Annotated in this window: 27 protein-coding genes; 10 read left to right on the top strand and 17 right to left on the bottom strand. The window is 61.6% G+C overall.

Annotated features, from left to right (window positions below):
- Positions 1-8: 8 nt before the first annotated feature.
- From NET03_RS07250 to fliP, 11 genes are all read right to left on the bottom strand, one after another.
- A complete protein-coding gene (locus NET03_RS07250) occupies positions 9-755 on the bottom strand; it encodes a flagellar hook-basal body protein (RefSeq protein ID WP_252128241.1) in 747 nt (248 codons plus the stop codon).
- A complete protein-coding gene (locus NET03_RS07255; protein ID WP_252128242.1) occupies positions 752-1,447 on the bottom strand; it encodes a hypothetical protein in 696 nt (231 codons plus the stop codon). The genes NET03_RS07250 and NET03_RS07255 overlap by 4 nt, the downstream gene beginning before the upstream one ends.
- Before the next feature lie 3 nt (positions 1,448-1,450).
- Entirely contained in the window at positions 1,451-1,837 is a 387-nt protein-coding gene (locus NET03_RS07260; RefSeq protein WP_252128243.1) for a transmembrane sensory transduction histidine kinase for metal resistance, read from the bottom strand.
- Between the two features lie 15 nt (positions 1,838-1,852).
- Positions 1,853-2,626 (bottom strand): FliA/WhiG family RNA polymerase sigma factor, encoded by a 774-nt coding sequence (locus NET03_RS07265; RefSeq protein WP_252128244.1) that lies wholly within the window; start codon positions 2,624-2,626, stop codon positions 1,853-1,855.
- A 30-nt stretch (positions 2,627-2,656) separates the two neighbouring features.
- Positions 2,657-2,926 (bottom strand): hypothetical protein, encoded by a 270-nt coding sequence (locus tag NET03_RS07270; protein ID WP_252128245.1) that lies wholly within the window; start codon positions 2,924-2,926, stop codon positions 2,657-2,659.
- Positions 2,927-3,061: 135 nt separating this feature from the next.
- Positions 3,062-4,066 (bottom strand): flagellar biosynthesis protein FlhF, encoded by a 1,005-nt coding sequence (locus NET03_RS07275; RefSeq protein WP_252128246.1) that lies wholly within the window; start codon positions 4,064-4,066, stop codon positions 3,062-3,064.
- Positions 4,067-4,069: 3 nt separating this feature from the next.
- Entirely contained in the window at positions 4,070-6,145 is a 2,076-nt protein-coding gene (flhA, locus tag NET03_RS07280) for a flagellar biosynthesis protein FlhA (protein WP_252128247.1), read from the bottom strand.
- An 18-nt stretch (positions 6,146-6,163) separates the two neighbouring features.
- Entirely contained in the window at positions 6,164-7,258 is a 1,095-nt protein-coding gene (flhB, locus tag NET03_RS07285) for a flagellar biosynthesis protein FlhB (protein ID WP_252128248.1), read from the bottom strand.
- Between the two features lie 3 nt (positions 7,259-7,261).
- Positions 7,262-8,044, bottom strand: a complete 783-nt coding sequence (fliR, locus tag NET03_RS07290; protein ID WP_252128249.1) for a flagellar biosynthetic protein FliR — start codon at positions 8,042-8,044, stop codon at positions 7,262-7,264.
- A 9-nt stretch (positions 8,045-8,053) separates the two neighbouring features.
- On the bottom strand, positions 8,054-8,323 hold the full coding sequence (gene fliQ, locus NET03_RS07295) for a flagellar biosynthesis protein FliQ (RefSeq protein WP_252128250.1): 270 nt from the start codon (positions 8,321-8,323) through the stop codon (positions 8,054-8,056).
- A gap of 9 nt (positions 8,324-8,332) precedes the next feature.
- A complete protein-coding gene (gene fliP / locus NET03_RS07300; RefSeq protein ID WP_252128251.1) occupies positions 8,333-9,130 on the bottom strand; it encodes a flagellar type III secretion system pore protein FliP in 798 nt (265 codons plus the stop codon).
- Positions 9,131-9,385: 255 nt separating this feature from the next.
- On the opposite strand from fliP, the gene NET03_RS07305 reads away from it, so the two are divergent.
- The 7 genes from NET03_RS07305 to NET03_RS07335 are packed head-to-tail and all read left to right on the top strand — an operon-like array spanning position 9,386 to position 13,759.
- Complete coding sequence (locus NET03_RS07305) at positions 9,386-9,616, top strand: flagellar FlbD family protein (RefSeq protein WP_252128252.1); 231 nt, start codon at positions 9,386-9,388, stop codon at positions 9,614-9,616.
- 20 nt (positions 9,617-9,636) lie between these two features.
- Positions 9,637-10,440, top strand: coding sequence for a flagellar motor protein (locus NET03_RS07310; RefSeq protein WP_252128253.1), 804 nt, complete (start codon positions 9,637-9,639; stop codon positions 10,438-10,440).
- A gap of 6 nt (positions 10,441-10,446) precedes the next feature.
- Entirely contained in the window at positions 10,447-11,163 is a 717-nt protein-coding gene (locus NET03_RS07315; RefSeq protein WP_252128254.1) for a flagellar motor protein MotB, read from the top strand.
- 11 nt (positions 11,164-11,174) lie between these two features.
- Positions 11,175-11,711 carry a flagellar basal body-associated FliL family protein gene (locus NET03_RS07320; protein ID WP_252128255.1) on the top strand — a complete coding sequence of 179 codons (537 nt, stop codon included), beginning with the start codon at positions 11,175-11,177 and terminating at the stop codon, positions 11,709-11,711.
- A 10-nt stretch (positions 11,712-11,721) separates the two neighbouring features.
- Entirely contained in the window at positions 11,722-12,729 is a 1,008-nt protein-coding gene (locus tag NET03_RS07325; protein WP_252128256.1) for a flagellar motor switch protein FliM, read from the top strand.
- The gene (gene fliN / locus NET03_RS07330) at positions 12,705-13,082 is read left to right on the top strand and encodes a flagellar motor switch protein FliN (RefSeq protein WP_252128257.1); all 378 of its coding nucleotides are present in this window, start codon (positions 12,705-12,707) and stop codon (positions 13,080-13,082) included. Before NET03_RS07325 ends, fliN begins: the two co-directional genes overlap by 25 nt.
- A 5-nt stretch (positions 13,083-13,087) precedes the next feature.
- On the top strand, positions 13,088-13,759 hold the full coding sequence (locus tag NET03_RS07335; protein WP_252128258.1) for a flagellar biosynthetic protein FliO: 672 nt from the start codon (positions 13,088-13,090) through the stop codon (positions 13,757-13,759).
- A gap of 227 nt (positions 13,760-13,986) precedes the next feature.
- On the opposite strand, the gene NET03_RS07340 is transcribed toward NET03_RS07335, so the two are convergent.
- From NET03_RS07340 to NET03_RS07365, 6 genes are all read right to left on the bottom strand, one after another.
- Positions 13,987-14,865 (bottom strand): ABC transporter permease, encoded by an 879-nt coding sequence (locus NET03_RS07340; RefSeq protein ID WP_252128259.1) that lies wholly within the window; start codon positions 14,863-14,865, stop codon positions 13,987-13,989.
- Positions 14,843-16,015, bottom strand: coding sequence for an ABC transporter permease (locus NET03_RS07345; protein ID WP_252128260.1), 1,173 nt, complete (start codon positions 16,013-16,015; stop codon positions 14,843-14,845). The genes NET03_RS07340 and NET03_RS07345 overlap by 23 nt, the downstream gene beginning before the upstream one ends.
- Positions 16,012-17,556, bottom strand: coding sequence for an ABC transporter ATP-binding protein (locus NET03_RS07350; protein WP_252128261.1), 1,545 nt, complete (start codon positions 17,554-17,556; stop codon positions 16,012-16,014). Before NET03_RS07350 ends, NET03_RS07345 begins: the two co-directional genes overlap by 4 nt.
- Positions 17,557-17,666: 110 nt before the next feature.
- Complete coding sequence (locus NET03_RS07355; RefSeq protein ID WP_252128262.1) at positions 17,667-19,022, bottom strand: BMP family ABC transporter substrate-binding protein; 1,356 nt, start codon at positions 19,020-19,022, stop codon at positions 17,667-17,669.
- Positions 19,023-20,059: 1,037 nt separating this feature from the next.
- A complete protein-coding gene (locus tag NET03_RS07360; RefSeq protein ID WP_252128263.1) occupies positions 20,060-20,734 on the bottom strand; it encodes a BON domain-containing protein in 675 nt (224 codons plus the stop codon).
- Positions 20,735-20,765: 31 nt separating this feature from the next.
- The gene (locus NET03_RS07365; protein WP_252128264.1) at positions 20,766-21,215 is read right to left on the bottom strand and encodes an Hsp20/alpha crystallin family protein; all 450 of its coding nucleotides are present in this window, start codon (positions 21,213-21,215) and stop codon (positions 20,766-20,768) included.
- 600 nt (positions 21,216-21,815) lie between these two features.
- Here NET03_RS07365 and NET03_RS07370 point away from each other — a divergent pair.
- The 3 genes from NET03_RS07370 (at position 21,816) to NET03_RS07380 (ending at position 25,394) form a co-directional block, all read left to right on the top strand.
- Positions 21,816-23,333: a YifB family Mg chelatase-like AAA ATPase gene (locus tag NET03_RS07370; RefSeq protein ID WP_252128265.1), complete on the top strand. Its 1,518-nt coding sequence runs from the start codon at positions 21,816-21,818 to the stop codon at positions 23,331-23,333.
- Between the two features lie 328 nt (positions 23,334-23,661).
- Positions 23,662-24,294 (top strand): nitroreductase family protein, encoded by a 633-nt coding sequence (locus tag NET03_RS07375; protein WP_252128266.1) that lies wholly within the window; start codon positions 23,662-23,664, stop codon positions 24,292-24,294.
- A 224-nt stretch (positions 24,295-24,518) separates the two neighbouring features.
- Positions 24,519-25,394 (top strand): NAD(P)-dependent oxidoreductase, encoded by an 876-nt coding sequence (locus NET03_RS07380; RefSeq protein WP_252128267.1) that lies wholly within the window; start codon positions 24,519-24,521, stop codon positions 25,392-25,394.
- The last annotated feature ends 567 nt before the right edge of the window (positions 25,395-25,961 follow it).

Below are 25,961 nucleotides of genomic sequence, written 5' to 3' on the forward strand. Positions count from 1 at the left end.
TACCTTCCTCACCCTTGCGTCACTCGGCCAACCGAGTTCACTGCGAGCCGTAGCGTCTCATCAGCGAGTTGCAGCGTGCGGGCAGCCAGCTGATAGCTCCGTGTTGCTGCCAGCATGTCCGTTAGCGTCTTCGTCAGGTCAACGTTCGCTGCCTCGAGAAACCCCTGGCTCACACCTGCGGTCTGCGATGGAGTCCCCGCTGCTGCAGTACGCAACCGGTTTCCCGTGCTTCGCTCGAACTGCGTCTCGGGTGGAAATTCCACCAGGAGCAAGCGCCCGATCACCTGGTCTCCCACCAGGACCGTACCGTCTGGTTCCACCCAGACGTCTCCCGGGGGCAGCACCAATGATCCTTGCTCGCCGAGCACCGGATATCCATCGGCCGTGACCAGACGCCGTTGGGCATCAAGCTGGAAGCGCCCGTCTCGCGTGTACTCAACGCCGTCAGGTGTCTGAATCGCAAAGAAGGCAGTGCCAGCGATCGCCAAATCCAGCGGCCGTCCGGTCTCGACCAGCGCGCCTTGCCCGATGTCGATCCGCGGCTGATCCCAGCGAACCGCCGTCGAGAGTGTCCCGACCGGGCTTGCCTGCCCGTGTCCCAGTCGGAGAAGGAAGAGCTGCTGGAAATCTCGAATGGTGCTCTCGTCCTGCTTGTAGCCTGGCGTATCGATGTTGGCCAGATTCGTGCTCAGCGTCAGCTGCCGAGCAAATTGCGCCATCATCCCAGCCGCTGCTTGATAGATGGTGCGGATCATGTCTCACTCCTCGGCGCTGATCGGCGTCGCCACGAACGACCGAGCCCAATGGCCGCGAGCCAACCGGCATTCACCAGGATGAGCCCCAGCAGGTGCTCCGCTGCTCGTCCCTTGCCAGTTTGGGGAAGTGTCGGTGGCAGGAGCTCGAGCTCGACTGGGGTTCCTGGGAGTGCACCGATGAGGACACGGCGCGCATCTGGAGCCGAATCGGGATCCGGTTCTGGTTCGACCGTTACCAGCACCGTATCCCAACCGGCTTCTGGGATCGGCTCCGGCAGGAGAAGATCTACGTGTGTCACTGGCAGTTGCTTGGCGTCGAACTTCCCAAGCAGGTATGCCTCTCCGGTCTTTGACCGCATCAGCCACAGCGCGTAGCGGTCCTTCCCGTCAAGGAGAGGAAGGTCAACGAAGTCGGCACGCACGTCTCCCTCACGAAAGGTGATCAGGACGACCCCACTCGCCTGTGGTGGTCCCCATGTACTCACTGTCGGCACATGTGAGAGAATTACCCGAACCGGGAACGCCTCGGCCCGTGTCCGTTCCGCTACCCAAAGCCAAATCACCGCCGCCAGCGTTATCCCGATGGCGAGCACGTGCCAGAGTGTGAAGGTCGGCTTGATCGCCGGGACTGCTCGCCCTTTGGAGCGCTTGCCCGCCTCGCTGGCAATGCTTTCCCCGTCTACCCAGCGCACGGCTCACGCCTCCCAGCCACTCCAATTCCCATCCCCCGTGAGGCCAGTGCGACGGTGTAGCCTCTCACTTCCTCCATCGGCGTCAATGACGCGAGCACGCGGGAGATCAAGCGGCGGCCGGAGCGTCTCTTCAAGGGTGGCGCGGTCGGTTGCTTTCAGGAGTGCGACCAGCTCGGCCACTGCCGTGCTGGCATCCTGCAGACGCTCGTCATTCGTCTCCCCGCGATCCTTGCCGTCTCCGCTCTCCAACCGAGTAGCAAGCTCGGCGACTGCCCGTTCCAGCACGCGCTGCCGGTGCCACAGCGTGGCAGAGTTCCACGCAGCAAGCGAGGCGATCGCCAAAAGGCCGACCAGTGCAACCAGCTGCATTTCGGCCAAACCAAACTCCATCTTACTCCTCCTCGTTCAGAGGTCAGACTCTTGAACACCACGCTCGCGCAGCAGCGCGCGCAGCTGAAGCCGCACCCGGTTCAAGATTTGGCTCACGCGTGATTCCGAAATGCGCAGCACTTGACTGATCTCTCGCATGGTCAGTTCCTCGTAGTAGTACAGCGAGACGATCAACCGGTCGCGTGGGCTCAGTGTCGCCAGCGCCGTCGCAATTCGGTTCTTGATATCCTCTTCGGCCGCAACCTCAGCCGGCTCGAGCGCGCTTGGATCGGCGAGCTGCTCCTCGAGCGAGAGTTCGTCCGGGTCATCGGTCGTTTGCAGTGGCAAGAAGACACAGGCTGCATCGCTCACTGCCTGCTGGAGTTCGCCGACCGTCATCCCCAGATGGTCGGCGAGTTCTTGCTCACTTGGCATCCGACCGTGCTCGGCAAAGAGTTCCCGCGTCGCTTGCTCGATCTGCCGAGCACGGCTCCGGGCGCTGCGCGGCACGATGTCGAGCGTGCGAAGCGCGTCCAAGATCGCGCCGCGGATTCGCATCACCGCGTAGCTCTCGAACTTCACCCCGCGGGAATCGTCGAATCGCTCCAGCGCCTCAAGCAGGCCGATAGTGCCGTAACCGATCAAGTCGTCTCGCTCGATGCTCGGCGGGAGCGAGAGGCGCATCCGATCCACCACATATTTGACCAGTTGGGCATATCGTTCCACCAGTTGTGCTCGCTCGTCCGGTGTCCGCTCGTCCCGGCGGAGTCGCTCTCGCAGTTTCCTTTCCTGGTGCGCTGGAACAGCCATCAATAGTGCCCTTCACGCTGTGGTCACAGCTCAGCCTGGGCGTTGCTCGCTGGAACGGTTGTCCATCGGCTCATAGATCGCTGCTGGCTCATCGTCCTTGACTTGCCGGTTGAGTAGGTGCTCAATCACCAGTCCCGCAGTGAGCAACAGCACAAGTGCCACCGTGCTACTCACAGAAACCCACGTCAGCGACTGGCTCCGGGCGAGTCCGGTCAGATAGACCGTCAAAAACCCGGCCAGACTGATGAGCAGTATCAGTGGTCGGATCGTGAGATTTTTGGACTGCTTTACGTCCTGCATGGCAGGAGTCCTTCACGAGAGGAGTACTCACCTACCCCGCAGACCAGACAGTACCCCGCTTCACTCTTCTGCTCCTAGGGCCGCGCGACCCAAAGATGAGAGTGCCGGCCTCCTAGGAAGGCAGGTGCTGCAGTCCTAGACCGGGACAGCGCGCCCAAGCCGCCGTTCGAGTCGTTCCAGTGTCCATGCCGCAAGTTCCGCAAGTGCCGGTGCCGATGCGTTCACAAAGTCATCCGGTATGCGCGGGCCGGTGGTCAGTGCAATGACTGGCCGTCCCAGCTGTTCGGCCAGCCCTAACGCCATGCCCGGTCGTCGCGTTTCGTCCAGCTTGGTCAAAACGAGCGCACGCGCTCGGAGCGGTGCATAGCGGCGAGCAGCCTCGAGTGTCTCTTCGAGATCGCCACCGACCGAGAGCGCAAGGCTGACCACAACGTGACTCTGGACAAGCGCGCTTTCCAGGGCTGCGATTGCGCGCGGATCGTAGGGGTTGGCACCTGCAGTGTCGATCACCACAAGCGATGCGTGCGTCATGCGGAGTGCTCGCTGGAGTTCGACACTGTTGGCAACGCGGGTGAACGGCAAAGCTAACCCGCGAGCAAGCGTCTCGCTCCGCACGTCATGTGCCTCATCGCCACCGAGACTAATCACCTGCGCAGGAAAGCCATCGGCTTGCGCTGCCCCGGCGAGCTTGAAGGCAGTCGTTGTCTTGCCCACACCCGTGGGCCCAACCAATGCCAGCAGCAGTCGCCCGCCCAGCGGGAGCCACGGTGCAACGGGGATGTACTCGGCAATCCGGGCCGCGAGCGCGCGGCGGAGCTCCTGCCCGTGACCGCGCTGCGCGCGGTAGATGCGCACAAGCTCCGCGGCCAAGCGCGTGCTGAGCCCAAGGGCATTGAGACCGAGCAGCAATGGGTCACCGGCAGCAGAAGCGGCAGACGAGCGTGCTTCCCCTGCTGCCCTGACCGGAGCTTTGGGGCTCGCCGGAGCAGCAACCAGCTCAACGACGCTGTCATGGCCGAGGAGCTGCCGTGAACCGAGATGGCGGACGTCCAAGATCACCGCATCAGGACCAAGTTCCGTCTTTGCCAAGAGCATCGCGGCTTGGATCGATTCGGCCCGGTAAGTGCGTACCTCCAGCATGGCTTACCCCCTCACCGTTCCAAGGACCTGAACACGGACGGTTGGAACAACTTCCTGATAGGCGAGAACTGCCAAATTCGGCAGTGAGCGCCGCAGTGTGTGGCTCAGTGCTGCTCGCAGACTTGCCGGAACCAGGAGCACCGGCTGGTAGCCAAGTGCTGCGACACGCTCCATCTCCTGTGCGACCGCGCTCAGGAGTGCTTGCAGGCGCTCCGGTGCCAGCGCGAGCTGCGGACCCTCTTCACTCTGATGGATCGTCTCGCTCAGCTGCCCCGCCAGTTCCGGATGAAGGACAATTGCCCCCAGCGTCCCGTCGGATGCCATGTACTGCTGGGTGAGCGCGGCGGCCAGTGCATGTCGCACATGTTCTGCCAGGACGTACACGTTGCGGACCGTTCGCGCGTGGTTGCCGAGCACTTCCAGGATTGTTACCAAGTCTCGGATTGGTACCTGCTCTGCCAGCAAGAGCTGCAACACTTGGTGCACCTCGCTGAGTGACAAGAGATGCGGGACGAGCTCGTCGACCACTGCGGGGTGCTCGCGCCTCACCGTATCGAGTAACCGTTGCACGTCCTGGCGCCGGAGCAGTGCTGCCGCGCGCTGCCGCACGACTTCGCTCAGATGCGTCGTGATGACCGAGGCTGCATCGACCACCGCGTAGCCCTGTGCTTCGGCCGCCGCCCGTTGTCCCTCCGGAATCCATACCGCTGGTAGCCCAAATGCTGGCTCCCGTGCGACAAGACCTTCCAGCTGGGGAGCCTCGCCGGTTGTCGTCATCACCATGAGCCGGTCGGGATAGACCTCACCGTCACCAGCCTTGATGCCCCGCACGAGGATCCGGTACTCATTGGGGCGCAGTGCCAGGTTGTCGCGGATTCGCACGGTTGGCATCACGAATCCAAGTTCTTGCGCAATTTGCTTGCGCAGCAGCGTGATCCGCCGTAAAAGCTGTCCACCAGCTGTTTGGTCAACCAGCGGAATGAGGCCGTACCCAATCTCCAACTCGAGCGGATCGACCGGTGTGACTTCCGGCAGTGTCTCCTCGGTGTCAGGAGCTGGCCGTGCCGCCTCAACGGATGGCAGCTGCTTTGGGCGGCGCAGTGCGAGGGCCGCTCCCAGCATGCCCACCGCACCCAGGAAGAACGGTGGTGCTGGCAGCCCCGGCGCGAGTCCGAGGACCGCGAGCAGGACACCAGCAATCGCCAGTGCACGCGGCGCGCTGAAAATTTGGCGCGCCACATCCAGGCCCAAGTTGGCGTCCGAGGCACTCCGGGTAACGATAATCCCTGTTGCCGTTGAGATCAGCAATGCGGGAATCTGCGTGACCAATCCGTCACCAACGGTGAGAAGTGCATAGGTTCGTAGCGCTTCTCCCAGCGACATGCCGCGCTGCAGCGCCCCGATCGCGATACCGCCGAGAATGTTGATGAGGATAATGACGATGCCGGCAATCGCGTCTCCCTTGACGAACTTACTCGCCCCATCCATCGCGCCATAGAAGTCGGCCTCGCGCGCGATTTCCTGTCGCCGGCGTCGTGCTTCTTCCTCACCAATCAAACCAGCGTTCAAGTCCGCGTCAATCGCCATCTGCTTCCCCGGCATCGCGTCGAGTGTGAAGCGGGCCGCCACTTCCGCGACACGGCCCGCTCCATTGGTGATTACCACGAACTGGATAACCACAAGAATGACGAACACCACGATACCGACGACGTAGTTGCCACCGACGACAAAGCGGCCGAAGGCGTTGATCACTTCCCCGGCGTTCCCTTGCAGCAGAATCAAGCGTGTCGAAGTAATGTTGAGCGCTAAGCGGAAAAGTGTTGCCAGCAAGAGGACGGTGGGAAAGGCTGAGAACTGGAGCGGCTCCTGGATGTAGAGGGAAACCAGCAAGATGGTCAGTGCGAGCGCGATGTTCGTCGTGATGAGGATATCCAGCATGTGTGATGGGACCGGCAAGATCATCAGCGCGACAATTGCGACGACGCCCGCAGCCAACGCGACGTCGCTGTAGCGGACGAGTCGTCGCAGCCCGCTCATTGGCTCGATCTCATTCGTGCGCGATGCTGGTGTGCTCGCCATCGGTCGCCCCTCTCACCCTCACAGCCAGGACTGGCGGGTCGGCCCACCGGTACCGACTGGGACAGTTGCCCGTCGCAGTTGGTAGACGTAGGCAATGATGTCCGCGACAGCCTCGTAGAGCGTCACCGGGATCTCTTGGCCAACCTCGACCATCCGGTAGAGTGCCTGTGCCAGCGGCTGATTCCGCAGGACAGGAATTGCATGCTGCCGTGCAATCCCCGTGATTCGCTCCGCGACCGCCCCCGCACCCTTCGCAACGACGACCGGAGCACGCATCGTATGTGGCTCGTACCGGAGGGCCACCGCCAGGTGCGTGGGGTTGGTCACGACCACCGTGGCGGTGGGCACTTGCGCCATCATGCGCCGCATGGCGTACTGGCGTTGCAAGCGTCGAATACGCGCTTTGATCTCAGGGTCGCCTTCCGTCTGCCGGAGCTCCTCTTTTAGCTCGTGACGTGTCATGCGCAGCCGCTGCTCCAGATCCCAGCGCTGATAGCCGTAGTCCAGTATCGCGAGAGCGAGATACGCAGCTCCAATGCGGAGCGCCAAGTCGCGGATGCTCTGCCCCAGCGCCTGAGCAATGACGAAAGGTTCGGCACCCGTCAGATCCGCGTATCGCGGGAGATCACGTCGGATAAGCGGATAGGTCACGGCTAAGACAATGGCAATCTTCACGAGCGCCTTGGCGGTCTCAAAGAGACCGCGGCGCGAGAAGAGCCGTTGGAAGCCAGCGATCGGGTCGATCCGCCGGAGATCCGGTTTGAGGACTGCTGGCGCAAACACCACTCCAGCCTGAAGCAGGGTGCTCGCTACGCCGATCAAGAGGAACAGACCGAGGATCGGCAGCGTGAGCTGGAGGAACGTCGTGCCGCTTACCCAGGCGAGTTCCAGGACTTGCGGACTGGTCAGATCGTGTGGGAGTGGTTCGCGGAACGTGCGTTCCAGATAGCCCCAGAGCTTCGTTGCAGCCGAGTTCGCGTACCAGGGCAAGAAGAAGGTGCCCGCAAGGAGTGCGAGTGCCGAGGTGAGTTCGGCACTCCGCGGTACCTGGCCACGTTTACGCGCTTCCTCACGTCGTCGCGGTGTCGCTCGTTCCGTCCGCTCGGTTGCCATCACTCACCTCGCCGCCAGAAGGACCCGCGTGACGACGCCAAGGAGTCCGTCCGTTGTTGCCTGTGCCAGGAGCTGCAGCAAGAAGGGAATCGAGAGAAGCAGAACAAGAAAGCCGAGGAGGATTTTGGCCGGGAGTCCGACGAAGAAGACGCTCATCTGCGGCACCATGCGGTTGAGAAGACCGAGCCCGATATCCGCAACGAGAAGCGATCCAGCAACTGGTAGGCCGATGCGCAGCGCATCGCTGAACATCGCTCCGGTGAGGGCGATGACTGCGGCCGGTGTCTCACTATCCGGGAGTGCAGTTCCTGGCGGAAGCAGCACCAAGCTTCGTGCAAGGGCAGCAATGAGCAAGTGATGACCATTCGCACCGAAGAACACCAGCGCGGCCAGCACAAGGTACAGCGTGTTGAGCGCCGTACCGTGCGTGCCGAGTGCCGGATTGAAGGTGGCAGCCAGACCGAAACCAAGCTGATAGCCGATCAGTGAGGCAGCCATCTCGATTGCAGCGAAGACGGCCGCGACGGCGAGCCCAAGCGCGAGTCCCGTCACGAGTTCACGGGCGAGCGCCACTGCAAACACGGTCGGTTGGCTGAGCGCGGTTGCCTCGACGCGCACGAACGGCGTGAGGGCAAGTGTGAGGACGACAGCAAGTGCCACGCGTGCCGGCAGCGGCACCGCGCTCCCGCTGAATCCGGGCAACAGGGAGAGAACGAGGCCAATCCTCGTCACCACGAGAACAAACAACGCAACCGAACTTGGGATGAGCGGCGTGGAGACCTCCATCGCGACCTCTCATCGTCGTAAGACTGGGAGCAACAGGAAGAGTTCCGTTGCGAGCGTTGCCAGCTGCCGTCCCATCCAGGATCCCGCGAAAAGGAGAATGAGGAACGTAATGACGATCTTCGGAATGAAGACGAGCGTCTGCTCGTTGACTTGGGTAACGGCTTGGAGAACGCTAACCAGAAGGCCTACCACGAGAATTGTCAACAGGATCGGCGCCGAGACCAGGAGCGTCGTGGTGATCGCAGCGCGGCCCAGTTCGAGGAGTAACGCCTCGTTCATGCCGATCTCCTATCCAGCACCGAAACTCGTCACGAGCGATCGCACCAGAAGATCCCAACCGTCGACCATGACAAAGAGCAGGAGCTTGAACGGGAGCGAGATGACGACCGGCGGAACCATGATCATCCCCATCGCCATGAGCGTGCTGGAAACGATGAGGTCGATAACCAGGAAGGGGATGAACAGAACGAACCCCATCGTGAAAGCGGTCTTCAGCTCGCTGAGAATGAAGGCTGGCACCAGCACCCACGTCGGAACGTCGTCGGGGTTACGCGGGCGCGGTAAGTTGCCGAGATTCATGAACAGGGCGATGTCACGCTCACGTGTCTGGCGGAACATGAAGTCGCGTAGTGGCTTCAGGCCACGCTCGAGGGCCGTCCGCTGGTCGATCTCGCCCTGCAGGTAGGGCTGGAGTGCATCGCGGTTGATGGCCTGCCAAGTTGGGGCCATGACGAAGACGGTCAGGAAAAGCGAGAGACCGATGAGCACCTGGTTCGGTGGCAACTGGGGCACGCCGATCGCTGTCCGCACGAAGGACAGGACGATCACGATCCGCGTGAACGAGGTCATGACGACAAGGATCGTCGGAAGCAGGCTGATCAACGTCAACAACAAAACGAGCTCCAGCCCAGCGGCAATCGAACTACTGGTCCCGCTTGTCCCACCGCTTTGCACCTGGATCTGGGTGGAACCCATGCTCGCGCTCATCGCGCAAGCGCTACTCACGAGTCCGCCGAGTGCCGCGCCGAGCGGGTGTAACCAGCGGTGCCCGCATTTCCTGCCGTCAGCCGTCCGTTCCTCCGTCATGGCTCGCTCCGCCCGTCGCACGTTCGTCCGCTTCACAACCGCACCGTACCGGCATGACACAACGAAGCGCATCGGGAGCCTGTCAGGATTTCCGGCGGGACGCTCGTCTCTCCCGCCTAGGGCGAAGGAGCCTCTGTCCGAACGGCCCCGGCGACCCGGCCCACTAGGACCTTTTGGCAGGGTCCCCGGAGCGAGATGCTGGCCGAAATTCACCATGTGGCGGTCAAACGCTGCACCGCTGCGCTGGAGTAACCGATGATCGCAGTGACACGACTCGATGGGACGCGTGTTGTTGTCAATGCGGAACTGATCGAGACGATCGAAGCGGTGCCGGAGACAGTTATCGTCCTCGTCACTCGCCGGCGCATCATGGTCCGTGAGCCAGTCAATGAAGTGGTGGAGCGTGTGCTGGCTTACCGCCGTGGCCTCGTCATGCCGGTCGATGCGGTCCGTGGTGCGTTACCGGCTCGTGACACGCCGGAGTAAGCGTCGGGAGGGAGCCTGCCATGGATCTTGCCACCGTCCTCGGGATCGTGCTCGGGTTTGGTGCCTTGATTGTGGCCTTCGTTTTGGAGGGAGGCCACCTCTCGTCGTTGATCGGTATCACCGCTTATATGATCATCTTCGGCGGCACATTCGGCGCAACGATGACAAGCTACAGCTTGAAAGACATGCTGGGACTGCCGAAATTGATCATGAAGGCAATTAAGACGCCTCCAGATCGTCGTGCCGTCCTCGTTGAGGAAATCGTCAAGCTCGCTGAGATCGCGCGACGCGATGGGCTACTCGCCCTCGAGAATCATCCGATCGAAGACCCCTTCCTCAAGAAGGGTGTCATGCTCGTCGTCGACGGGACCGACGCTGAGCTCACTGAGCAGATCCTGCATGCCGATGTTGAGGCGATGGAACAGCGGCATGCTCGTGGCTATAGCATCTTCCAGACCATGGGTGGATTCGCCCCGACCATGGGCATCATCGGCACGGTCATGGGACTTGTCCACGTCTTGAGTTCGCTCAAAGATCCCGAGTCGCTTGGCCCAGCTATCGCTGTCGCGTTCCTCGCCACACTCTACGGAGTGGTGACCGCTAATCTCCTTTGGCTCCCGCTTCACAACAAGCTCAAGCTGCGCAGTAAAGAGGAAGTTGCCGAAAAGCAGCTGATCATCGAGGGGGTGCTCGGTATCCAAGCCGGTGAGAATCCGCGCATGCTGCGTGAGAAGCTCTTGGTGCATCTACCACCACAGGCGCGTGCGACTGAGCAGAAAGCCGCCGCTGTTGGTGCTCGAGCCATGGCTCCGGGAGGGGAGTAAGTTACGGTGCGGCGCCGCTCTCGTCATCACGAAGGCGAGCATGAGAATCTGGAGCGTTGGCTTATCACCTACGCTGATCTCATTACGTTGCTCCTCATCTTCTTCGTCGTCATGTACTCAATCTCTCAGGCCGATCTTGCCAAGTTCCGTCAGGTGGCAAGCTCCCTACGCGCCGCCTTCAACCTCGACGTGCTCCAGGCTCCTCCTCCCGGCCAGTCGGTAATGACACCGATTGAACAGGACCCGCGCTTCACTACGTACCTGAGTGTCCGTGCGCAGGTTGCCTCCCTCTTCACGCGGCTCGGGTTGGATCGCCAGAGCGTGGAGGTGGAGTTGACCAGCGAAGGCATCGTCATCCACCTTTCGGACGCGGTCCTCTTCCCACCTGGGCAGGCGGAGCTCCGTCCGGAGGCGCAGCGCGTTCTCGATGGAATCGCCGCAATCGTCGAGCCACTCCCAAATCCAGTCCGAGTCGAAGGGCACACTGACAATACATCACCACCATCCGGTACGTACCCGGACAATTGGGAGCTTTCGGCTATGCGGGCAGTCAACACTGTGCGGTATCTCACCGATGTAGCCGGACTCTCGCCCCAGCGTCTGAGCGCTGCTGGCTACGGCGAGTTCCGCCCTCGTGCCTCGAATGACACGCTCGAAGGGCGGCGAAAAAACCGACGAGTTGACATCGTCCTTCTTCATCCGGCGGTCGGTAACGCGCCGTGAAAGGGTAGCTGATGGTGAAGCGATTGTTGCGCAAGCGTGTACTGTTCCTCGCTATTCCTGTCGTTCTTGTCCTTGCCGGCGGAGGCTTCTTCCTGCTTGGTGGTGCTGGCGCGGCGCCCTTTGTGCTCAACATCGTCATCAACCAGCCGGCAAACGATGCAAGTCAAGCAAAAGAACAGCATCTCACCGTCTCGCTCGGTGAGCGCGTTGTCAACCTCGCTGATCCTGGTGGATATCGCTATCTAAAGGTCGAGGTGGTTGTTGAAGTCGCAGTTGACCAGAAAACCTATGAGCGCCTTACCGCCGGTGGTGGAGGAGGGCATGGCAGCGGGGGCAGTGGCACCGATCCCCTCCGCGCTGAGCTGGACCACTCCTGGCCGAAGATCCAGGATACTTTGACGTTGGTTCTAACCTCGAAGACGGTAGACGAGCTTTCTACTTCGGAGGGGAAGGAACGCCTGAAGGCTGAACTTGCCGAAAAGCTGCAGCCAGCCTTTGGCGAGTATCAGATCACCGAGGTCTATCTCACCCAGTTCGTCATTCAGTGAGGAGGCGGCGATGTCGCTCAGCCGCGTCCGATCCGCGACAACGCGCACGGCGCGCCGCGAGCGTGGGAAACCCGTTCCCTATGATTTCCGCCGTCCCGACAAGTTCTCAAAGGACCATATCCGCTCCATTCAGAGCATCCACGAGGCGTTCGACCGCTTCGCGTCCAACTACCTCTCGGCACACGTCCGCACCGCCGTCCACAGCGAACTTGGCCCCATCGAGCAGACGACACTCGGTGACTATCTTGATCGTCGTCCTCCACAGGTTGTCCTCTGCCTCGCCGAACTCGAGCCGCTCGTCGGCCGGGTCCTGTTAGAACTCGACTTCACGACTGCCTCGCGTCTTGTCGACCGTATGCTTGGTGGCGCGGGTGAGGAGCGCCCTCCCTTTACCGCAACCACGATCACCGAGATCGAGTTGCTCTTGCTCCGCGAACTCGGCAACGGGCTCTTCCACGAACTTGCCAACGCCTGGGAGCAGGTAGTCCGGTTGCAGCCCCAACCCTGCGAGGTGGTTCTTTCCGGCCAGCAGATCCAAGGCTTGATGCCGAGTGAGATCGTGCTGCTCATCCAACACAACGTTCGCCTCTTCGACAGCGAGGGCCAGTTTACCGTTGTTCTCCCCGCTTCGACGCTTGAGCCGATACTGCCGCGCCTCAACGCGCGTGTTCTCTTTGCGAATCCCCGACGTGGTACGAATCCTGAGGTTCTCGCTCATCTCAGTTGCCAACTCGAAGAAGTTCCTCTTCAGCTCCGAGTGGAACTCGGGCGCGCGCGTCTCACAGTTCAGGATCTTCTCGCGCTCGAGGTTGGTGACGTTCTCGTTCTCGATCAGGACGTCTCGTTTCCGCTCACTGTCTATGTGGAAAATGAGCCTCGCTTCTATGCATTTCCCGGCCGACGCGGCCGATCACTCGCCGTACGGATCGGTGGTACGGTCACCGAGGAATGGCCGCGTACCAACGAACTCGACCTGGAAGGAGGGACAACGCTATGGCCGACCGTCCAGACCCCGTGAATCCCGGAAGTGAATCGGGCTCGGTCCGCCCACCCGAGACACCCGTCCAAGAGGCGCGCTTTGTCGAGTTCCGGGACCAGCCTGTCACGAGCGGGCGCCAAAGTATCGACTTCTTGCGCGATGTCGAAGTGGAACTGACTGCGGAACTCGGCTCGGCCCGAATGCGGATCAAGCACATCCTTGGGCTCCGACCCGGCTCGGTCGTCGAGCTCGATCGTCTCGCTGGTGAGCCGGTTGATTTGACGATCAATAAGACGCTCATCGCGCGAGGTGAAGTAGTTGTCGTCGACGAAAAGTTTGCCGTCCGCATTACCGAGATCGTGGCACCAGAGAAGCGGCTCGGTGAGGGTTGAGAAGAGTGAGCAATCGGTTACCGCAGTTGCCGCGTCGGTGGTTCCTGCCAGTGGGGGTCTTTGCCCTTGCAGCGCTCGTGGGCCTTCTGTGGGCAAGTACCCGGACCTCGCCTTCCCCGCTCCCCACCCCGACCCCCCAGTCAGGGGAGTTCCTGGCGCGTGGTTATGCCGAGCTGGCCAGCCAGCCATCGCCGGCGATGGCAGAGGGGACATCCCTTTGGGGCCTCTTCTCGGCCATGCTGGTGCCGACCCTCATCGTCATTGTCGCGGCGTACCTGACAATCCGCGTACTCCGATCGCTCAACAGGCGTGTGGCGGCTACGGTCTCGCAGACCAAGCTGCTCGAACTGGTCGATACGCTTTCGCTCGCCGGGAGTGGCGTCGTGCACATCGTGCGCGTCGGGGAGCGCTACCTCCTTGTCGGTGCTGGAAGCGCAGGGCTCATCCTCCTCGGCGAGTTACGTCCGGAAGAGGTCGCCCTGCTCGAGTCGCAGCGTCGGGGAGGCCCATTGATCCACGCGGTCGCGCCTTCCTTCGGCCAAATACTGCGCACCCGCATGCCGTGGGCCTGGCGTGTACTGGAGACGGGTGACCAGCTGGCTCACCCCGCGACCGCAGCAACGCCCGGGATGCCAAACAGCGGAGCCACGGAGCAGGACCTCTCTTCTGGGCCGTGAAGGACTCATGTCCCAGTCAGAGAGCTGCGACGTTCTTCGATATGCGGCGACCGCCTTCCCTGCTCAGTGTCCCCAGTCTGGTGTCGAGACAGCCGTCTCTGCCTCAGGGCGGCACTGGACTAAAGGAATGCGCCTGCCCTTCTCGGCCGGCGCATTCTTTGAGCATGTTGCTACAGCAAACACGTAACCTGAGGGTGCGATTCGTTGCACGAGCAGCTGCAGCTCGCTCAGTTCTCACGCTGATAGGCCAGCCCAAGCGCTTCCGGTTTTGTCGCACCCCAGCGCAGGCGGAACCAGCGTGTCGAGAGCACAATGAAGACGATGATCGTGATGACAAAGGGCATCGCTCGCCAGATGTAACGCGAAAAGACGTTCGGGAACAGGAGTTCCGGATAGAGCGAGAGCTGCCACAACACGCCGAAAAATACCGCTCCTGCCACGACGAGGAAAGGATTCCACAAGGAGAAAAAGACCAGTGCTAACGCGATAAATCCCCACCCCTGGAGATAGTTGTAGTTCCAGACCGGGTTATAGACCAGAGAATAGACGGCGCCGCCCAAACCGACCAGCATCCCCGCCAGGATTGCAGCGAGGTACCGTAGTCCGGTCACCGAGATGCCCGATGCCTCCGCAACGGAGGGGTTCTCACCAACAGAGCGAAGCTTGAGCCCCAAGTGCGTCTTGAAGAGTAGGAACCAGATCGCAATCGCGAGGGCGAGCGCTACCAGGAAGAACGTCGGGAGACCTGCCACGGTGGGGAACGGTTTCAGTCCGAGTGGCCCGGTGTAGGGGTAGCCGATATACGTCGTCAGCCCAAAGCCCAGGATCCAGATTGCCATCCCGTTCACGACTTGATTACTGCCGAGAGTAATCGAAAAGAAGCCATGCAGAAGGCCGACAAGAGCACCGGTGAGGATTGCGACAGTGAACCCCTGGAGGTAACTTCCGCTCGTTTTGGCCGCGATGAACCCAAAGGTGCCGCTCAGCAGCATCACTCCCTCGAGCCCGACGTTCAGGATCCCTGCCCGTTGTTCCAAAAGTTCCCCCAGCGCCGCGATGGCGAAGACAGCGGCGGCAGCAAGACTAATGACGAGGAGACTCGACACGGCTCTCGCCCCTCTCCAGTTCGAGCTGTGGCCTCGGCACCGCGGCTTGTCGCTCGACCTGTACCGAGTAGTGCGCCAATGCCTGGAACGCGACCATCATGATCATCAGCACGCCGAGCAACGCATAGTCGATCCCGAAGGCGAGCCGGAGCTTCCCTTGCATGAACCGCGCTCCACCCGAGACACCACCAAAGAGAACGGCAACTGGTATTGCTGCAATCGGGTTATTCCGCGCGATGAGCCCCGTGATGAGCCCATAGAAGCTGAAGTCACCGAAGTCGGCGTAGTTTTTCGGGATCTTGAAGACCCCCGGCACAGCCGCAAAGTAGTGATAACCGGCCAGACCGGCGAACAGACCGCCCAGCGCGAAGACAAGTGTGCTGATACGCGTCGCATTGATCCCCGCGTATTCTGCCGCCCGTGGACTCTCGCCGTATGTCCGAATCCGGTAGCCCAGTGTTGTCTTGGCAAGGAACCACGTCAGTACCACTGCCAGGGCGACGGCAATGTAGACGGTCAGCGGGAGTCCAAGGATCTGTGGGAGACGGAGCGATGTCGGGAGCGTGAACCCTTCCCCTTCTGCCGTCCGCCCCATGAACGGGCCACCTTCACGGATCATGTGGGCGACAATCCACAGCATCGCCCAGTTCAGCATCATCGTCGTCACAATCTCGTTGACCTGGAAGCGTCCCCGCAGAAAGCCAGCGATCGCTCCGTACACTGCGCTTGCTGCTAAGGCTGCCAGGAACATGAGCGGGATAATGAGCTCGCCCGGCAATTGGACATTTACCGACCGCTTTGCTCCAAACGCATAGGCAATGCCAAATGCGGCGAGTGTCGCTGCGTAGATCTGCCCCGGCATCCCGATGTTCCACAGCCCTGCGCGAAGCGGGACGATCAGGGCAAAAGCCGCCAGGAGCACAAACGTCGCTCGGTTAATCGTTTGCGGCAAACCGAACTCGCTGAGGAAGGCGTATCTCACGATCTCGCTGTACACCTCCAATGGGTCGGCGCCCACGCGGAGGAAGGCAAAGCCCACCAAGAACAATGAGAAGACAATCGCCAAGACGGAGGCTAGCGTCGTGTGCCACCAGCGTAGGTCAGCGCGCCGCTCGATCCGAATGAGGTAACCGCCGATGACCGCCCTCATACGCGCTCCCGTCGCAGTCCAGCCATCAGCTCACCGACAAGCTCCTTGCTCGCCTCGCTCACCGGAACAATTCCGGTAAATTGCCCCTCGTAGATCGCCGCAATCCGGTCGCTCAGCGCCAAGATCTCGTCGAGATCTTCGGAGATCAAGAGCACAGCCGTTCCGCTCTGCTTGGCTTCAAGGAGCTTCCGTTGCACAAATTCTGCCGCGCCAACATCAAGCCCGTGCGTTGGTAAGCACGCAATGAGAAATCGTGGCTTTCGCGCGAGAACCCGGCCTAAGATCACCTTCTGGAGGTTACCGCCCGAGAGCGATCGTGCCGGCGCATTCGGTCCAGCCGCCACCACGCTGTACTCGCGGAGGATCCGTTCAGTCAGTTCACGAGCCTGGCCACTCGCCAGAATTCCCCACCGCGAGAACTCCGACTCAAAGTGATAGTTCAGCAGCACGTTGTCGACCAGTGAAAAGGTGGGGATCGATCCCACCTCGCGTCGTTCGGTTGGGATGTATCCCAGCCCACGCCGCCAGCGTTCCAAGACAGGTGCATGCGTGATGTCAATGCTATCCAGCGTGATTGTCCCCCGCTCCACCGGCCGAAGTCCAGCGAGGGCTTCGGCAAGAGGTTCTTGTCCGTTTCCTGCTACCCCCGCGATCCCGAGGATCTCCCCGGCTCGAATTTCGAACGAGAGGCCTTGGACCGCGAAAAGCCCTCGGTCGTCACGCACCCAGAGATCCTGCACCCGCACAATCGGGTCGCCGAGCGGAACCTGGACACGTTCCAGCTGCAGGACCACCTCGCGCCCAACCATTGCCGCAGCGAGGGTCTGTTCAGTCGCGTGTTGGGTCTCCATCTCAGCAACCACGCGACCTCGCCGGAGGATCGTTACCCGGTCGCAGTGCTCCAATACTACGGGCAGCTTGTGCGTGATGAAGGGAATAACCGCCAGATCTTCCTTGGCCATCCGTGTTAACGATTCGAGCAACTTCACAATCTCTGGCGGCGAAAGGACCGATGTTGGTTCGTCGAGGATTAGGATCCGCGCCCCGTGATAGAGTTCCTTCAGAATCTCAACGATCTGCTTCTCGCCTTCCGAGAGCTGCCAGACCTTGGCGTGGAGTGGGACGCGAAATCCATAGCGTTCGCAGAGTGTACTGACTTCCCGCTCCGCCTCCCGGAGATTCAGGATCGCTCCGGTCTTCGGATGTCCGAGAATAATATTCTCAAGCGCGGTATGGGCCGGGATGAGCTTCCGCTCCTGGTGCACCATCCCAATGCCGTGGCGCAAGGCATCGCGTGGGCTCCGGAAGCGCACCCGCTGTCCATCAAGGTAGATCTCGCCCTCGTCCGGTTGGAGTTCCCCGAACAAAATTCGCATCAATGTCGTCTTGCCGGCTCCATTCTCCCCAAGAACAGCGTGGAGTTCACCAGCCCGTACCGTGAGATCGATGCGATCGTTCGCCACAACCGTCCCAAAGCGCTTGGTGATCCCGCGTGCTTCGAGGACGACTCGTCCAGCGGATCTCGCTCGTGCTGCTCCCACGGATCGCTCGTCGCTTTCTTCTTGGGCGGACAGCGGCACTTGCTCGCCGCCTTCTACCCGTGCCGCTGCCCACCGTGCGTCCACTCTATCGAAAAAGCTCAGCGTCCCGCTTACGGCAAAATGTTCACACCCTCGAGATCGAAGTTGATCTTCTGCAACAGGAACTCATCGGTCGGCTTCTCCCCGGCTGGCTTAACCACCGTGCCCTTCGGCGGGATCGGTAGTCCTTCCACTTCGAGCCCGGTCCCATTGCTGACTAGTGCATGCTCAGTAAACGGATCCCACTCGCCCTTGCGCATCGCCTCTCGTCGTTGCGCGACGAGATCGATGATCTCCTGTGGTAGTTCAGCCTTCGCCTTCGGGCTAATTGCCTCAATGCCCACCTTGCAGTCGTTCATGATGTCAGTTGTCGTGACCTCTGTACCATCCTTCAAGGTGATCTTCGACTCCATGCCCGGGAAGATAATCTCCGGCGGCTTCTCCCCCTTCATATATGCCTGGATGATCTTGTCGTAGATCACCTCCCAGCGCGTGTCGAACGAGATTGCCACGGTGTCGGTCGTGGCCCACTTGTAGAAGCACACCGTATCCATGTCTTTCCCGACAAACCACAGACCCCTTGCCTTGCAGACGTCAAGTGTCGACCCGGAGTCGGTTTGCTGTGTCAAAACGTCGCAGTTGTACTGCGTCGCCAGTGTCTCAGCGACTGCACGTTCCTCGGCCGGGAGGTACCAGTCACCAACGTACTTAATGTGGACCTTGACATCTTTGTTCAACTTCTTGGCCGCTTCCTGGACGCCAAGGACAAAACCTGCTTGCCGCCGGAGCACCTGCAGGTTCGGATAGGCGGAAACGATCCCCACGTTGCCAGTCTTTGTCAACGCCGCGGCAATCAGCCCCTCCAAATACAGCGACTGGTACTGCCGCGGGAAGATGCGGATGAAATTCGGCTTATGTGTCAGATCGCTCGTCGTCACCGCCACGAAGATCTTGTCCGGATACTTGTCCACGATGTCAAGGAGCGGCATGCCGATGAACTCGGCATTTCCAACGATGATGTCCGCTCCTTCCTTCGCGATCATCTCTTCAGCGAAGGGGACTGTCTGGTCGGGGCCAACCTGTTCGCGGTAGATGTACTTCACATTTGGATACTTCTCCGCCAGGCGCTTCCCTGCGCGATCATGTGCCCCCGACCAGGTGGTTCCCTCGATGACGCTGAAGTGCAAGATCGCCAGAACAACCTCCTTCGCGGCGGGTGTCGCTCCAGCAGCGGGAGTCTGGGCGGGAGCCGTCGTCGGTTGAGCTGCTGGCGTCTGCCCAGCCGGAGCGGTGGTCGGTGTTGCTTGCCCACCTGCACAGGCAGCCAACAGCGCACTGGCAACCGGAACCGCCAGTCCAGCGGCAGCACCCCGCAAGAGCCCACGCCGCGAAAGTTTCTGCCCCAACATCCGAGACTGCTCGGTCATTGCCTCTCCTCCTCGGATACTCCCTCGGAAACCGGTCCGCACGGAAACAAACTCTTTGCTCGATCAACCAACTCTCGCGCTCGGTAGCGCACGCGATCGAGCTCTCTGGTGAATCCACTCTCGTCAATTCCGCTCTGGTGCGGCGTCACCTCCCTTCGCTCCGGTGGCTTCACCCTTTCGCTCCAATGCGACACCTGCTCGCTGTCCCTTTCCAGAGCCGGTTGGTTGCCTCACTGCGGCTGTTAGGGGCGATCGAAAAAAGAAATAACCAAGCGCGACGCCCTCCTCGACGTTGCGCGTGCCTACTATCCGCTTGCTCCCAAGACCTCCGGCTTCCCGCTCGAATCTACTCGCTGGTGCCGTCGGTCCCGTCCGGGAGCCACAGTACTAGCGTACGCAGGTTGTCTCCGGCCGTCAAGCGTCTTGCAGAATGCCGTTCGTGCCGATTGCAGGGTCTCCCTTGTGCACGATGCCTACTCTCGCCCTTTTGGCCGGACATCCTATCGTGCGTGGGAGCACGGCCTCAACCCCCCCCGTCTATTGTGACCTCCAGGCAGCTTACCTTCTGCCCCTATCGCCGGATCGGCTTCCTTGACCACTGAACGCTATTGTGTGGTCGCCTGCCTAGTCACCTACCGCTGCGTGCCTTCATTGAGGCTCCTCTCTGGCCACCATCGGGCCCACTGCACTCTCGCGGTCAACTGAATGTGCAGAGAAGCGTGGTTCTGTAGAGGGTGCTTCTGTCCAACCGGGTGGCTCGCGGAGTTTGAGTACCGCATCCAGGACCCGCGACTCGCTGAAGCCTGCAGCAGGGAACTCCGGCGATGTTGAGTGATGGCAGGACCACCCTTGGCTCATTCGCTTCTTCACTCGTCGTGAAACGCAAAATGTCCAAGCACATGACCGCTGTCGCCCACATTTCGGAAATTGAGTACGGTTGTGGCTGCCCCCCAGTTCACGCAGTGCAACAGTTTGCCAGAACAGAAAGGACCCCGGATGGAGGGTTCCATCCGGGGCCCAGGAGCAGTGCGTTGCCGTCATGGCACCTGGACGCGAATCAGATTCGTCACCTTGGTGACACCGGGTGCACGCCAGGCTGCTTCCTCAGCCTCCTTGCGCTCTGCCCACGAGCGCACCGTACCGGAGAGAATGACGTGCCCACCTTCCTCAACGCGTACCTGAACGTTCTCCGCGTCGATCTCCGCGTGGCGCACGAACGCCTGCTCGATCTGTCGCTTGATGTCCTCCGGCGCGACCGTCGGCTGGCGCACAGTGATCAGGTTAATCACCGACTTCACACCAGCGATGCGCCGGGCGGTCTCTTCGGCCTCGCGCCGCTGGTAATGCCAGTCAACCTCACCCTCGAGTGTCACCCGGCCCTCTTCGACCCGGATCTTGATCCGGTCCTGAGGGACAGCCGGATTCTCTTCAAAGGCGGTCGCCACTGCTCGTGCGATGTCCTCGTCCGTGCGTACACCCAGACCACGTGGCACGATTTCGATGTGGTTGACAACCGCTCGCACACCCTCGACGCGGAGCGCCGCCCGTTCTGCTGCCCACTTCTTTAGGAAACTCTCTACCGTCCCCGTCAACGTCACCACGCCGTCGTGCACCGTGACGCCGACGTCGGTGACTTCCACCTCCGGGTCCCAGTCCAGTTCGTCCAGCACGTCCTGCTGGATCTCTTCGTCAGTGCGTACCCGAGGGGCCATCACAACTCCCTCCCTTCCACTGCCCAGGGCCTCACCGTGCCACCTGGATCGGGATCCGCTTTACCCTCGCCTCTTCGGCCTTCGGGAAGGTCAGCGTGATGATCCCATGCTCCACGGTCGCCTTCGCTTCTTCAATCTTCACCGGCACCGGCAACGTCACACTCTCGGCAAATTCCCCGCAGACGATCTCTCGCCGGTACCAGGTCGCCTGCTTCGCCTCTTCCTCGCTCAGCCGGTACCCATACTGACCGCGGATCGTTACGACGTTCTGCTCGGCCGTCACTTCGAGGTCCTCAGGCCGCGCCCCGGGGACCGCCAGCCGAATGACCAGCGCATCACCTGTCTCGTAGACGTCTGTCGCTGGCCTCCAGGCCAATGCGCGTGCCCGCGCCAATGGCCGCTCAAACACCTCTGCCATCAAGCGGTTCATCTCGCTCAGCATCCGCTCTGCTTCCGCCACCGGATTCCACCGCTCGAGCATGACTCCCTCCTTCCAACCTGGACCGATCAGTTCCGCCGATCGATCTCTCCATTCGTCTATCCTGTGTATACCAGAGTGATACATATCGTGTCAAGGTCATGGATATGATGTGTAGCGATTTTGTAACGTGTCGCGTTTCACCCTGTCGCGCACGACGCTACTCCTGGGATCTCGTCCCCACTCTATGCTCCGCACCAGATTCCGTCAAGAGTCCGCGAACTTCTGCCCGGGTGACCGCGACCTTTTGCTGTACTCGTGCAAGGACAAGACCAACGTCTCAGCGATCCGCGTCCGCCATCTGTGCGGGCGGTGTGCCCCTGCCCTGTGACGTGCTTCGGCCGGGCGCAGGGCAGGGGAGTGGGCAGCCGTAAGCTGCGCGTCCAGAGGTTTAACCTTGCTTCCCACGCCTTTCCGGTGGTGGACCACAAGCCGTCGGACTACCTGGAGCGAATGCGCAGCGGGCGCTCACGCTCATATGGTTGTCGATCCTTGACCACCCGATCCCCTTCCTCCTGTCTGATCAGTCGGTTCCTCCTGCGCTCCAATCCCCATTAGAATGGGCGTGAGGTCGCCGCGCGTGCGCAAGAAAGGGTGAGGAGCGTGCTGGCACGAGTACTGAGCTGTGCAGTGGTCGGGTTGGACGGCGTCCTAGTACAGGTAGAGGTCGATATCGGGCAGGGAACGCCTGGGCTGACGATCGTCGGACTACCGGATACTGCTGTCCAAGAGGCGCGCGAGCGGGTACGCGCGGCCATTCGCAACTCAGGTGCCCGGATGCCCCTCAACGGTCGTATCGTCGTCAATTTGGCCCCCGCCGACATCCGCAAGGAGGGACCCGCGTACGATTTGCCGATTGCGTTAGGGATCCTCCTGGCGTCTGGCCAGGTAGCGGCTGACGTTGACGGCACCGTTGTGCTCGGTGAACTCTCGCTCGATGGATCACTCCGTCATACGGCTGGCGTTCTGCCGATGGTTGGGGTGGCGCGTGAGCATGGGCTACGCCGCGCAATCGTTCCGGCAGAGGATGCGGCGGAGGCTGCGCTGGTTGAGGGGATTGAAGTGCTGCCGGTGCGGAATCTCCGCGAGCTCATCGCGCACCTCCAGGGGACCTCGCCGATTCGGCCCGTTGCTCCGACTCCGATCGCACTTGAGGATGAGTCTGTTGCTGGCGTCGACTTTGCCGAGATCAAGGGACAGGAGCATGTCAAACGTGGTCTCGAGCTGGCTGCCGCGGGCGGTCATAATGTCATTGCTGTTGGCCCACCGGGGGCTGGGAAGACGCTCCTTGCCCGTGCGCTCCCTACCATCCTTCCACCACTGACGCGGGAGGAAGCGCTTGAGGTGACGCGCATCTATTCAGTTGCCGGCCTCCTCCCTAAAGGCTCGCCGCTGGTCCGGCACCGTCCCTTTCGAGCGCCGCACCATACCGTCAGCTACGCTGGCATGATCGGCGGCGGTGCCTGGCCACGGCCTGGTGAGGTCACACTAGCACACCGTGGTGTCCTCTTTCTCGACGAGCTGCCGGAGTTTAGTCCGCGGGTGCTCGAAGTGCTTCGCCAGCCGCTGGAAGACCGCGTTGTCACGATCTCCCGGGCGAGCGGTGCCGTGACGTTTCCCGCGAACTTCCTCCTCGTCGCGGCGATGAATCCTTGCCCTTGCGGCTACCGTGGCGACCCTCTCCGCCCGTGCATCTGCAGCGCCCATGAGGTCACGCGCTACCAGAAGCGGATCTCTGGCCCTTTGCTCGATCGCATCGATATCCACCTCCATGTCCCGCGCGTCGAGTATGACAAGCTCGCTGATCACCGTACTGGCGAGCCTTCGGCGGCGGTGCGAGCGCGAGTCGAGGCGGCGCGCGCCGTGCAACTCCGTCGCTTCGGCGATCCCCGCCGGTTAAACAGCGACATGACACCACCCGAGATTCGCCGCTTCTGCCGCCTCGATGAGGCTGGTGAACGGCTCCTGCGGACTGCTGTTGAGCGGCTTGGCCTTTCGGCACGCGCCTACCACCGAGTGCTGAAACTCGCACGCACCATTGCCGATCTTGCTGGTGAAGAACGCATTGCGGCGGTGCATGTGGCCGAGGCGCTCCAGTACCGCCCCCAGGAGATCGCCTGAGTCCTGCGCACCTCTCAGAGTGGCGTGGTTGGTCGAGTGCGCGGCCAAGTCGAGCGATCGGGTGCGGAATGGCTCCGTCGACCGTGCAGGCTGGGCGACCTTGCGTGCGACGAAGCGCTCCTCTGTCGAGTTCCCGGCGGCTTCCCACTGCCGGTGTGCATCACTTTTGCGTTTCTGGTATTTCGTCCCAAGAGACGTCCTTTGCTGACACCGTCAGCAGAGACTGGTATCGCATCTCTCGCTGAACGCCGCCCCCCGCTTGCTCGCCAGCGATTCTGCAATCATTCTCGCTCAGGCAAATGGAGCAGTCACGAGAGGAACGCTCAGCGTGCTGGAGAAGACCAACGGTCGAGCAAACATCGTGCTCTCGACGATCCGCGAGCGACGGAGCGTCAAAGCACTTCTTCCTGATCCCGTCCCTCGTGAACTTGTGGAGCAGGTTCTGGAAGCCGCGGTCTGGGCCCCCAACCATCATCTGACCCAACCCTGGCGCTTCTTTGTCCTGACGGGTGACGCGCGTCATGCATTGGGCGAGGTGCTGGCGAGTGACCCGACGTTGTCTCCGGCCAAGCGCGAGGCAGCCCGGCAGAAGCCGCTTCGCGCACCAGTCGTGATCGCCGTCGCGGTCGAACCTGCTCCAGAGCGATCGCTCCTGGATGAACTCTGTGCTGGGGCAGCAGCAATCCAGAACATGCTCCTGGCTGCGCACGCGCTCGGCCTCGGCGCTATTTGGCGCACTGGCCGGGCGGTTGAGGACCCGGCAGTCAAGCGCTTCTTCGGCCTCAGTGAACGTGCCCTGCTGTTGGGCTTTGTCTATCTGGGATACCCAGCTGCTCTTCCAGCACCACCTCCGCGACGTCCAGCAGCAGAATGCACGGTTTGGCTTGAGGATAGTCGAGGAGGACAAGAGGTGCGCTGGGTCTTACCGGAAAGTGAGAGAGCGCCGAAGGATCGCCCCTAATCCTCGCAGAGGGAGAGCAACACCAACCTCCCCTTTTGCATTCGTACCCTGGTGGTTCGCACACCGTAGGATGGTCAGGTGGTGCGTTCTCCAGGGAGGGGCGCAAACGTGCCACGTCAGTGATCGTGCACCGTGCGCGGAGCCTTCGTACTCGCCAGAAACGCACCTGTCCGCTACGCTCGTTCCCGTGTAGTGAGGTGTGTCAAGTGCTTGGAGGGTGGGCCATGGACGTTGGATTCGTCGGACTCGGCAACATGGGGCGGGGTATGGTGCAGGCGCTGCTCCGCGCCGGTCATCGTGTCGTGGTGTGGAACCGCACGCCAGAACGGGTGGACGAGGTTGTCACACTCGGTGCGGTGCGCGCAGCCACACCCTTTGAAGCAGCCGAGGTCGGCGTGGTCTTTACCATGCTCGCCGATGACGCGGCTACTGAAGCGGTCATCGCCGGTCCCAACGGGATCCTTGCCGGTCTCCCGCGCGACGGTGTCCACGTGGCCTCGAGCACACTCAGCGTCCGCTATTCAGCGGAGCTCACGGAACGGCACCGCACGCGTGGCCAGCACTACGTCGCCGCGCCAGTGTTCGGTCGGCCAGACGCTGCCGCGCAAGGCGCATTGCGCTTGGTTGTCGCCGGGCCGCAGGTCGCCATCGAGCGGATCCGGCCGCTGCTCACGGCGCTCGGCCCGCAGCAGTTCATCATCGATGAGCACCCTCAGCGTGCCCACGCGGTGAAGCTTGCTGGTAACTTCCTGATTCTCTCGCTCGTCGAGCTCCTGAGCGAGGCAATGGTCCTCGCCGAGAAGGCCGGTGTTGCCCGTGATCGGTTCTTCGAGGTAGCAAGCGCGGTCTTCTCCTCACCTCTTGTCGACCGATATGGCCGCACACTGCTCGAGCGGCGCTTCGACCCGCCGGGCTTCCGCCTTGCACTTGGCCTCAAGGACGTCCGTCTCGTGCTCGATCTCGCTGAGTCGACCCAGACGCCGCTCCCTATCGCTGATCTCGTGCGGCAGCATGCGCTCGAGGCGATGGCGCATGGTCAGGGCGAGCGCGATTTTGCGACGCTCCTCCGCGTCGTGGAGGCCCATGCAGGAGTGATCTGAGGCCGTATCAACATCCTGTGGTCTCTAGCTGGACGCATCCGTCGCTTGGCGCCAGCTGAGGAAGCCGGCGCCAATCGGCCTGCGTCGTCTCTTCGCCATGCAGGCGGGGCCTTGTCCTTCTGCACCGTGTTCAGCTGCTGCGAGTGAACTGGAAAAAGGACGAGTTTGTCGCTGTTCCTCGATGTGTGCCTTGCTCCTGCTGGTCTGTACTGGGGCCGATGCCACGTTCCCTGCCAGCACTGAGCTCCGATCGTCATGGCCTTCCGGCTGCGCCCAGTTGGCAGGCAGCCGCTGGCGTCGTTGCGTCACGAGTTCCCGATCTTCGGCCTAAAGACAGGACCCCGACGATCCTTGGTTCGGGTCTCTTACTCCCCTTTCGGGTTTCGGATTCCCGGCCTCGAATCGTCGGGGCCTAGCTTTAGGATACTCGTCCAGGCCGGCAATGCAAGAGTGGGACGTTACAAAATCGCAACAGTTTTTGTCACCGGACATCCGACCTGGGCTGAGAAGCAGGCACTTGCTGCCTCGTGGCAGACTGGTGCTCTCGCTTTCTGGAGTCTCTGTCTC

The organism is Thermomicrobium sp. CFH 73360, from assembly GCF_023806465.1.
Lineage (GTDB): Bacteria > Chloroflexota > Chloroflexia > Thermomicrobiales > Thermomicrobiaceae > Thermomicrobium.